Origin of the sequence: Collinsella sp. AM13-34 (assembly GCF_003473055.1) — a bacterium.
Taxonomy (GTDB): Bacteria; Actinomycetota; Coriobacteriia; order Coriobacteriales; family Coriobacteriaceae; genus Collinsella.
Genome location: NZ_QRLE01000036.1, coordinates 1 through 10,517, shown reverse-complemented (window position 1 = coordinate 10,517; position 10,517 = coordinate 1). Strand labels below are relative to the sequence as shown.

The following is a 10,517-nucleotide window of genomic DNA, read 5'->3' as shown; positions in this document are numbered from 1 at the left end:
GGTTTCTGATGCGGCGCGCTGCGCGCCCCGCACAGGCTAAAGCCTGTAATCAAAATGGGCTGGTTCTGGATACCCAGAGCCAGCCCATTGCACATTAAATGTCGTCTGAGGAGTCGAGTTCTGCCTCGAGCTTGGCACGGCGTCTTTTCGCCGTGAAAAACGTTGCGCACAGGACAGCAAACGTGGCCGCGAAAATCGTCGCACCGCAGAACACGCCCGTGGCCAGGTTCGCCAACCAAAAGACGCTTTCGAGCGGTACGATCTGCGCCTCAGCGACACAGCGCATTGCGGCAATAACAAGCGCGAACGCGGTGCCGCTAAGACCGCTGACAAGCAGGAAATATCCAACAGGAAGATGCTCGGTTTGCCCAAAACGATTGGTATCGACATAGCCCTTCCGCGTTTGCAGTCCTGCGCAAATCAACATCACGAGAATGAGCCACAAATACATGGCTGCCTCGAACGGCGTTGCAAAGCCATGCGGCATTTCACTGGCGTCGCTGTGAACCCACGCAACCTGTCGAGCTATAAACTGGTAGAAAAAGATCATCAACATGCCAAACGAAAGCAGCACGAAACCAATCTTGTAGATCTTCGCGCTCTCAGCCTCCAGGCGCTCATCCTTTGGACCGGCATATTCACGCCACTTTTGCACGAGTTTTAAATCTTCAAATTTCATAGCGAACTCCTAAAGAGCGTCAGGGTCGACGTTGCTCTCGTCTTCCCAAAACAAGTCGTTCAACGTAACGCGTAGCGCTTTACAGATTGCCACGCACAAATTGAGCGTGGGGTTGTAGCCGCCTGCCTCGATAAGGCCGATGGTTTGGCGCGTAACGCCCACGGCTTGGGCTAAGTCAGCTTGCGAAAGGCCAGCCGCCGCGCGTGCCGCCTTCATGCGTAGGTTCTTTTTGCCCGGCATGGAGTTCCTTTCGTAAATGTGGACAGATATCCGTTGCAACATGACAGAAATATATTGCATCCTTCACAAGATGTCAACTATATCTGTCATTATGGAAACCATGTTCGCCATCGCCATGTGGACATAACAATCTCGATTCGCTATTCAAACTTACTCGGACAGAACCGACTCGGTTTTGTCCGAGTAAACGTGATTGATAGTCGATCGCTGTGCCCGCTCGTGCAATCAGCATCATTCGATTTTGTTTAGTAAAACTAGGTCCCTATTAAATAAAATTCGTTTGTATCCAAATTTGTTTAACAATGCCGCGTTACCGCTAAACACTATACCCGTTAATCCGAACGATTGTTCGATGGATTTCGTGTTGGGTGGAATCGTCTGTGGGCTGGGCTATGCTACCTTGACTATCTATATGACTTAAACGCAGCAAAGGAGCACCGAGAGAGCGAGTATGGCAAAAAACACCGCAAACTATGGTAACGACAGTATTCGTCAGCTCAAGGACGAGGAGCGCGTACGCCTGCGCCCCGCCGTCATCTTTGGCTCGGACGGGCTCGACGGCTGCGCGCATGCCGCCTTCGAGATCCTGTCCAACGCCGTTGACGAGGCGCGCCAGGGCTACGGCAAGCTCATCATCCTTACCGCCTTTCGCGATGGCTCCATTCAGGTAGAGGACAACGGCCGCGGCTGCCCACTCGACTGGAACCCTTCCGAGAAGCGCTTTAACTGGGAGCTCGTCTTTTGCGAGCTCTACGCCGGTGGCAAGTACAACAACAACCAAGGCGGCGACTACGACTTCTCGCTCGGCACCAACGGCCTGGGCTCGTGCGCGACCCAGTACGCTTCCGAGTACATGGACGTCACCGTTTGGCGCGACGGTAACAAGTACTCTCTGCACTTTAAGAAAGGCAAGGTCGTCGGCGCCAAAAAGAAGGCGCTCGAGATCGAGCCCAGCGATGAGGACCGTACCGGCACCACCATCAAGTGGCGCCCCGATCTTGAGGTCTTTACCTCGATCAGCATTCCCCACGACTGGTATTGCGAGACCATGCGCCGCCAGGCCGTGGTCAACGCCAACGTGACCTTCCGCCTGCGCATCGAGGGCGACGACGGCGAGTTTTCCGAAGAGGATTTTTGCTACCCCAAGGGTATCGAGGACTACGTGCTCGAGAAGGTCGGTACCGACTACCTTACCGAACCCTTCTTTATCGAGGCCGACCGCCGCGGTCGCGATCGCGAGGACCTGCCCGACTACAACGTAAAGATCACCGCGTGCATGTGCTTCTCGCGCACCTTCATGATGCAGGAGTATTACCACAACTCATCGTGGCTCGAGAACGGCGGCTCGCCCGAGAAGGCCGCGCGCAGCGCTCTGACCAGCGCCATCGATGCCTATATTAAGCAACAGGGCAAGTACAACAAAAACGAGACCGGCATTAAGTGGCAAGACGTCCAGGACTGCCTGGTACTGGTGACCAACTGCTTCTCCACCCAGACGTCCTACGAAAACCAGACCAAGAAGGCTATCAATAACCGCTTTATCCAGCAGGCCATGACCGCCTTCTTTAAGGAGCGCCTCTCGACCTACTTGATCGAGAACAAAGACGCTGCCAACAAGATCGTGGAGCAGGTGCTCATCAACAAGCGCTCGCGCGAGAACGCCGAAAAGACTCGCCAGAGCATTAAGACCAACCTGCAGCAGAAGACCGACATGGCCAACCGCGTGCAGAAGTTCATCGACTGCCGCTCCAAGGACAAAAACCGTCGCGAGATCTACATCGTAGAGGGCGACTCGGCAGCAGGCGCCATTCGCACCTCGCGCGATGCCGAGTTCCAAGGCGTTATGCCCGTCCGAGGCAAGATCCTCAACTGCCTGAAGGAGGACTACCCGCGCATCTTTAAGTCCGACATCATCATGGACCTCATGCGCGTACTGGGCTGCGGCGTAGAGATCAAGGACAAGCGCATCAAGAACCTCGGTGCCTTTGACCTGGACAACCTCAACTGGAACAAAGTCATCATCTGTACGGACGCCGACGTCGACGGCTATCACATTCGCACGCTCGTGCTCACCATGCTCTACCGTCTGGTGCCCACACTTATCGACGAAGGCTACGTGTATATCGCCGAGTCGCCGCTCTACGAGATCAACTGCAAAGAGAAGACCTACTTTGCCTACACCGAGCTCGAGAAGAACGGCATCCTCAAGGAGATCGGCGACCAGAAGTGCTCCATCAACCGCTCCAAGGGTCTTGGTGAGAACGATCCGGACATGATGTGGCTCACCACCATGAACCCCGAGACGCGTCGCCTGATTAAGGTGGAGCCCGAGGACGTCACCAAGATGGAAACCATGTTCAACCTGTTGCTGGGCAACGACGAGGCGGGCCGTAAGCGCCATATCTCCGAGCACGGCAAGGAATACCTGGACCAGCTGGACCTGCAATAGCAGCAAATCGATAACGACGGCCCATAAGAAGTTCAAGAGGAAATCGTGGCAAAGAAGAAGACGAAGAACCAGCCAAAGAAAAAGCAGGTCAACGCCGAGAACGTCATCGGCCTGCACTCCGAGGTCACCGATCAGCCAATCACGCAGACGCTCGAGGTCAACTACATGCCCTACGCCATGAGCGTCAACGTCTCGCGTGCATTCCCCGAGATCGACGGCTTTAAGCCCTCGCATCGCAAGCTGCTCTACACTATGTACAAGATGGGTCTGCTCAAGGGCGAGCGCCAGAAGAGCGCCAACATCGTGGGTCAGACCATGAAGCTCAACCCGCACGGCGACGCCGCGATCTACGAGACGATGGTGCGCCTGGCGACGGGTAACGAAGCGCTGCTTGCCCCCTTCGTGGAGTCGAAGGGCAACTTTGGCAAGTACTATTCGGGCGACCTGAGCTACGCCGCCTCGCGTTACACCGAGGCCAAGCTCTCCCCCATCAGCGCCGAGATCTTCAAGGACATCGACAAGGACCCGGTCGACTTCGTCGACAGCTACGACGGTGCCCTGAAGGAGCCGCGTCTGCTGCCCACCACGTTCCCCAACATCCTTGTCTCGGCCAATAAGGGCATCGGCGTCGCCATGGCGTCCGACATCTGCGGTTTCAACCTCAACGAGGTCTGCACCGCCACGATGCACTACCTGAAGGACCCCGACTGCGACCTGCTCGAGTACATGCCCATGCCCGATTTCTCGACCGGCGGCGAGATTATCTACCGCCGCGAGGAGATGGAGAAGATCATCGAGACCGGTCTTGGCAGCTTCCAGATTCGCTCCCGCTGGCGCTGGATTCCCGAAGAGCGCATCATCGAGGTGTACGAGATTCCCTACACCACCAAGACCGATGTCATCATCGAGCGCATCGTCAAGCTCTCCAAGGAGGGCAAGGTCAAAGAGATCGCTGACATCCGCGATGAAACCGACCTTTCGGGTCTGCGTATCGCCATCGACCTTAAGCGCGGTGTCGACCCCGACAAGCTCATGGCCAAGCTCTATCGCTCGACCACGCTGCAGGATTCATTCTCGTGCAACTTCAACGTACTGGTCGACGGCTATCCCCGCGTTATGGGCGTGCGTCAGATCCTGCACGAGTGGGTCGCATGGCGCATTCAGTCCACGCGTCGCCGCATTAACTTTGACCTGGGCAAAAAGTCCGAGCGCCTGCACCTGCTGCACGGCCTTGAGGCAATTCTGCTCGACATCGACAAGGCCATCGCCATCATCCGCGGCACTAAGCTCGAGGCAGAGGTTGTACCCAACCTTATGAAGGGTTTCGACATCGACGAGACCCAGGCCGAGTTTGTCGCCGAGCTCAAGCTCCGCAACATCAACGAGGAGTACATCCTCAACCGCACCAAGGACATCGCTAAGCTCGAGGGTGAGATCGCCGAACTCGAGGAGATCCTCTCCAGCGAAGAGAACATCAAGAAGGTCATCAGCGACGAGCTGGCCGCGGTTAACAAGAAGTACGTGATGCCGCGCCGCACGGGCAGGATCGAGCCCCATGAGGTTATCGAGGTAAGCTTGGAGCCCGAGGTCGAGGAGTACCCGGTTACCATCATGCTTTCGCGCGATGGCTACCTCAAGAAGATGACGGACCGCGTGCTCAAGAAGGCGACCACGCTCAAGTACAAGGACGGCGACAAACCCTTTATCGAGTTCCCGTCCTCCAACACCCACGAGCTGCTGGTCTTTACCAATAAGAGCCAGGTGTACAAGTGCAAGGTTGCGGCGTTTGAGGACACCAAGTCGGCCCAGCTGGGCTCGTACCTGCCGACCGATCTTGAGATGGAACCCGACGAGAGCGTCATCTGGGTCATCGACCCCGAGGATTACAAGGCCGATGTGCTGTTCGTCTTTGAGAACGGCCGCGTGGTGCGCGTCGCGCTTTCTGGATACGTCACCAAGACCAACCGCAAGCGCCTCAAGAACGCCATCTACGGCGGCAGCAAGCTGCTGTATGCGCAGGTGCTCAAGGAAGACCGCGACCTCGCGCTGGTCTCGAGCGACTACCGCCTGATGAACTTCAACACGTCGCTGCTCAAGACCAAGACGACCACCAACACGCAGGGCGTCCAGGCCTTTACCGCCAAGAAGGGCCGCTCGGTCACCACTGTCGGCACAACCGAGGACATCCTTGGCGCTGGCGTCTCGGCCGAAAAGTTCACCGCGCAGAGCCTGCCCTCCGCCGGTGCCCTCATGAAAGAGAACGACATGCCGAGTTTGTTTGACTAGGACGACGGCAGAACCGCCATAAGCTCTCAAAACGGCGGGGACTGGGGCGCAGTAAATGCTGCGCCCCAGTCCCCATGCATTACAGCAGCATCATCCCTATAGACAAAATGCCGCATAAAGTGGAACAGACATAAGCCCATCATTCATTCCAAAGGGCTTAGTCGATAGCCTGATAAGGCGCACGCCCGGATGGGTCTTTTTAAGTGAGGACAGGCTTCGAGATCTTGTGTTCTCTCCCGCCTTGACTTCAATCGCAGACAAGCATCCCTGCTTCTCTACTACAAAGTCGATTTCCGCACGATTATCTCGCGCCCAATAATACAGCGGATAGCCCATGGCTGAAAGCTGTTGGGCGACGTAGTTTTCGGTAAGTGCACCCATGAATGTGCCGCCGATGCCGGCAAGAATATCGGCGCGTTGAGCACCGGCCTTGGAGACGAGCAGCCCTGTATCCGCCTGATAGATTTTAAAAGCAGAAGGGTTAACGAAGGCCTCTAAAGGGCTTTCGATCTGCCCGACTAGGCTGCAGCGCGCCACCGTACCCGACAATACAAGCCAGTCGAGAGCATCTCCAAAGAGAGACGCATTGCCCCCCGCTCGCACTACCTTGTATTGAAATTTACGATTCTCTTTGGCAAGCTGCTGTGGAATGGAATCGAAGCACGCACGCGTCTTTGCGCTCAAGCGCTCATCAGCATATTTATTAGTGTCGGCGGAGTATCCGTCGAGAATAATCCGATGCTTTTCGGCCACATCAATGATTGACTGATCATCGATGTACGTTTGGACCGCCTCGGGCATTCCGCCAACAACAAGATACTGCCGATAGAGCCCAAGCGCCTTTTCATGAAGGCTTGGCGCAAGAGGACCCATAAACTCGAATGATGAGCGTATCTCGTCGACCAGCTGATCGTGCCCCATCGCCCAGAGAAACTCCTCGAAATCGAGTGGAGCCATCTCAATCAAGTCGGTCTTTCCGACGGGGAACGAATACGACTGATGGTTAATGGCAACCCCAAGAAGCGACCCAGCAGCCGCAACGTAATACTCGGGAGCATCTTCGCAAAAGTATTTAAGGGAAGTGAGCGCTTCCTCGCATACCTGGATCTCATCAATGAACAGTAAGGTTTTGCCAGGCACGATACGCTGTCCCGTACGAGCCTCGATCGCGCGTACAATCGAATGAGGGTCAAGACCGCCCGAAAAATCCGCTCGCGCCGACCGGTCGTTCTCAAGATTAACGTAGACAACCGATTCGAAAAGATCCTGGGCGTACGTTCTGAGCAAATAGGTCTTGCCACACTGGCGCACGCCTTTGACCAGCAAAGGTTTTCTATCGGCTCTGTCTCGCCATTCCCTAAGGAGCTCGTCTGCCTTGCGACGCATGCGCAACCTTCCCTCATGAACTTCTGTTTGACAATATTTTAACGCGGATTAATTTGTTTTCAGTTATTTTTCTGCGTTTAAAAATGTTCTATACGGCACTTGAGGGAATACACCCCTATCTCTTGGTAAGGATAGCAAGCATTTCCACCAACGCTGATTGCCATGCGTTCTTCTTGTCCTTAGGCGAGCTTGCGAGCGAGCTCTCGCACCTCTTTCAACTTGGGCGACGATGCCATGCTGTCGCGCTCGGTCATGCCGCCAATCGTGACAATGCCCTGGTCCTCCCACTTGCAGTACGCGCAGGTTGACTTGTACATAGCGATCGCCGCATCATAGACACCCTCGCTGTGGCTATCGAGCAAAAGGGCCGTCTTGGTGAACGGGAAACCCGTGGCACCGAAGGCGTACAGGCGGTCGATGGCGGTCTTTTCCTGCGCAGTGATGTCAAACCAGTAGATAGGCGAAGCGAAGACAACCATGTCGGTGTCTTTCAGCGACTCAATCACGTTGGCCATGTCATCCTTCTGCACGCAGACGCCCTCATGGGCGAAGCAGTACTGGCATCCCAAGCAGCCGGCGATCTTCTTGCTGGCAACGCGGATGACCTCGACCGTATGGCCGCCCTCACGCGCGGTCTCGGCAAACGCCTCGACCATGGTATCGGTATTGGCGCCCTTACGCGGGCTGCCGCTCAATACAACGATATTCATAGGATTCCCTCTCCTTCATGCTGCAGGCGCGCAGCATTTTTTCTTGTAACCAAAACAAATGGGGTTAATCAATCGCCAGCAGGCCATATCTCTTGCTCAAGTTCCCTAAAGAAGCTCAAGGCGATTGCGATTGCCTTATACAACATCGAAAACCAAAGAGGGGCCATAGCAACGTCGCCTGCCTGAAATGGCACGCTGTCAAGATCAACTACGGGGATCGTGGCGAGCCGATACCGCCCGCATGCCTCCTTCGGAATAGGCACTGAGCAGCTCCTGGGCGTGAGCGAACTCGGGTCCCCGCCTCCAACCAAGTAGGCGGTTGACCGCGAGATTTCCCTGGACGTTGTGGACGAAGAGCAGATAGGCGTCCTCGCGCGAAAGCCCAGTCTCCTCCATGATCGAGGGAACCATCTGCTCGGCGCCGCGCTCGACGACGCGCTGTGCCACCCGGGCGTACGCGTCGTCATCCGAGTAGAGCAGATAATAGTCATCGTTTGCCGGCGGACGCTGGCAGAGGGCACCCGCCTCCGTTCCCTCGAGCGGCGGCACCGCCGCCAAGGCCTCGTCGATAAGCGCGTCGAGCAGGGCGAACTTGTCCTCGTAGTGCAGATAGAACGTGCCACGGTTGATATCGGCACGGCGGCAGATATCCGCTACCGTCATCTTCGCGAAGCCGACCTCGGCCAGCAGCGCGAAGAACGCCTCCCGTATGACCGAGAGTGTATAACGTCGGCGACGATCGATCTTCCCCGCTTCCATTACCCCTCCAATTGCAACGCTCGACAATGCCCGGCAAACGCTCGTTTATCGACAACAGGCCGAAGCTGTTCATTGCTCTTAAGCAAATCGACATGGATACTTTTTATAGACACCTGTTTATAATAGCTGAAAGAAGGTATCCAGTGACCCTGTACGAGCAGCTCGTTATCGAGCTCACCAACCGATCGTTTTCCCTTCATGCCGCCTACCGCAGCGGCAGCACGCCCTATGAGCTGAGTGACCGCGAGCCCGAGCCCTACGACCAGCAAATCGAGGACTTCGCCCGTATGATCGAAGAAGCCGATTGCGTGCTGGTGGGCGGGGCCTCCGGGCTCTCCGCGGCGGGCGGCGGCGACTTCTACTACGAGGACAACGCGACCTATCGCAAGCATTTCGGCAAATTCGCCGAGCGTTACGGTTTCAAGGGCGCTTTCGAGGGGTCGTTCTACCGCTGGCCCACCGCCGAGGCGCGCTGGGGATACCTCGCCACCTTCCTCGACACCACGCTCAACGCCCCGCTGCGCAAGCCCTACAAGGACCTCGACGCCATTCTCGCCGAGAAGGATTTCTTCGTGCTCACCACCAACCAGGACACGCAGTTTGTGAAGCTCTATCCCTGGGAGAAAGTGGCAGAGATCCAAGGCGACCACCGCTTCTTTCAGTGCTCCCGCTGTTGCACCGACGCGGTGTGGGATGCGGTCGAGCCGGTCTCCAACATGGTAGAGGCCATGGGAGACGGCCTTGAGGTTCCGACAGAGCTCGTGCCGCGCTGCCCGCACTGCGGGGCAGAGGCGTTCCCCTGGGTTCGCGGCTACGGCAACTTCCTGCAGGGCGAACTCTACGAGGAGCAGTACCGCAAGGTGTCCGAATGGCTCGACGCGCACGCACGGCAGAGGATCCTCTTCCTCGAGCTGGGTGTGGGCCGCATGACGCCCGCGTTTATCCAGGAGCCGTTCTGGGCCCTCACGGCGCAGTTACCGCAGGCCAGCTACATCGCCGTAAACAACAAGACGCAGTTTCTCCCCCGCGCGATCGAGGATCGGGGGCTCGCCGTTCGCGCCGACATCGCCGACGTGCTTGCCGACGTGCGCAAGACGCTGAGGAGGTAGCGCATGGAGACGGCGAAAGCAGTTCGCATAGGCAGGGCGCTAGCCGAAGCGGATCTTGTCATCATCGGCGCTAGCAACGGACTGGACATGGCAGAGGGGCTCAACCTTTTCTGCGCCGATGCTCATTTCCAAGAGGCGTACGGGGACCTCGCCCAGGCAGACGGCATCGGCTGCATACTGCAGGGGCTCGCTTCCCCGGATGCCAGCGTGCGACGCCGATGGGCCGAGCGGTTCCATCAAAAGGAGTATCTCGAATATGAGCCCGGCTCGCTCATGAACGGGCTGCGGCGTCTTACGGAGCACGCCGACACCTTCGTGGTCACATGCAACATCGACGGGCACTTCGCGCGCGCCGGGTTCGACGAGGAGCGCGTGCTCGAGACTGAGGGGAGCACGCGCACGTCGGTTGACGAGCGGCGCCTCGCCCATCCAGACACCCTCGCCATGACCCAGCTCGACGAGCTCGCGCGTCTTGTGCAAGCCCATCGCAACGGCAGGGTCGCCATCCTCGAACTTGGCGTGGGACTGCACAACGGCGTCATAAAGCGCATGCTCGCCCAGATCGCGAACGCCTGCGAGCACGCCACCTACATCGTGTTCAACTACGGCCAGGCCATGGCGCCCGACGCTTCGTGCGAGACGATTCTCGTTGACGGCGATATGGCCCCGGCTTTCGAGGAGATCGCCCGATGCCACCCCTAGAAAGAGAAGCGCGTAGGCTTCGAAGCCTTATCGACGATGCCGACGCCATCATCGTCGGCATCGGCTCGGGCATGTCGAGCGCCGCCGGGTTCAACCATTACAACCGCGCGGGCATGGCGCGCGCAGGAATGGCGGACTGGCAGCAAGCCTTTGGCTTCAAGAGCCTTTTCGACGGCTTCTACCACCTCTACCCCAGC

9 protein-coding genes and 1 pseudogene are annotated in these 10,517 nt (G+C 57.3%); 5 read left to right on the top strand and 5 right to left on the bottom strand.

What is annotated here, in order from left to right; all coding sequences use genetic code 11:
• Positions 1-94 precede the first annotated feature (94 nt).
• Positions 95-679 carry a hypothetical protein gene (locus DW151_RS09965; RefSeq protein WP_118335666.1) on the bottom strand — a complete coding sequence of 195 codons (585 nt, stop codon included), beginning with the start codon at positions 677-679 and terminating at the stop codon, positions 95-97.
• A gap of 9 nt (positions 680-688) precedes the next feature.
• Positions 689-919, bottom strand: coding sequence for a helix-turn-helix transcriptional regulator (locus DW151_RS09960; protein ID WP_117736515.1), 231 nt, complete (start codon positions 917-919; stop codon positions 689-691).
• A gap of 451 nt (positions 920-1,370) precedes the next feature.
• Here DW151_RS09960 and DW151_RS09955 point away from each other — a divergent pair, with 451 nt between their 5' ends.
• Together DW151_RS09955 and DW151_RS09950 are read left to right on the top strand one after the other, a co-directional pair.
• Complete coding sequence (locus DW151_RS09955; RefSeq protein ID WP_118335664.1) at positions 1,371-3,368, top strand: type IIA DNA topoisomerase subunit B; 1,998 nt, start codon at positions 1,371-1,373, stop codon at positions 3,366-3,368.
• A 45-nt stretch (positions 3,369-3,413) separates the two neighbouring features.
• Positions 3,414-5,654, top strand: a complete 2,241-nt coding sequence (locus tag DW151_RS09950) for a DNA gyrase subunit A (protein ID WP_118335662.1) — start codon at positions 3,414-3,416, stop codon at positions 5,652-5,654.
• A 96-nt stretch (positions 5,655-5,750) separates the two neighbouring features.
• Here the strand turns inward: DW151_RS09950 and DW151_RS09945 are convergent, their stop codons facing one another.
• The 3 genes from DW151_RS09945 to DW151_RS09935 all read right to left on the bottom strand — a co-directional run bounded on the left by DW151_RS09945 (position 5,751) and on the right by DW151_RS09935 (position 8,509).
• Positions 5,751-7,040: an ATP-binding protein gene (locus DW151_RS09945; RefSeq protein WP_118335660.1), complete on the bottom strand. Its 1,290-nt coding sequence runs from the start codon at positions 7,038-7,040 to the stop codon at positions 5,751-5,753.
• Positions 7,041-7,219: 179 nt separating this feature from the next.
• On the bottom strand, positions 7,220-7,750 hold the full coding sequence (locus tag DW151_RS09940) for a flavodoxin family protein (RefSeq protein WP_117790849.1): 531 nt from the start codon (positions 7,748-7,750) through the stop codon (positions 7,220-7,222).
• Between the two features lie 204 nt (positions 7,751-7,954).
• Positions 7,955-8,509, bottom strand: a complete 555-nt coding sequence (locus DW151_RS09935) for a TetR/AcrR family transcriptional regulator (protein WP_117583297.1) — start codon at positions 8,507-8,509, stop codon at positions 7,955-7,957.
• A 143-nt stretch (positions 8,510-8,652) separates the two neighbouring features.
• On the opposite strand from DW151_RS09935, the gene DW151_RS09930 reads away from it, so the two are divergent.
• The 3 genes and pseudogenes from DW151_RS09930 to DW151_RS09920 form a co-directional block, all read left to right on the top strand.
• Positions 8,653-9,618 (top strand): hypothetical protein, encoded by a 966-nt coding sequence (locus DW151_RS09930; RefSeq protein WP_199579944.1) that lies wholly within the window; start codon positions 8,653-8,655, stop codon positions 9,616-9,618.
• 3 nt (positions 9,619-9,621) lie between these two features.
• Positions 9,622-10,320, top strand: coding sequence for a hypothetical protein (locus DW151_RS09925; RefSeq protein ID WP_118094906.1), 699 nt, complete (start codon positions 9,622-9,624; stop codon positions 10,318-10,320).
• Positions 10,308-10,517: pseudogene (locus DW151_RS09920) on the top strand (hypothetical protein); the annotation flags it as partial. The gene DW151_RS09925 and the pseudogene DW151_RS09920, both read left to right, overlap by 13 nt.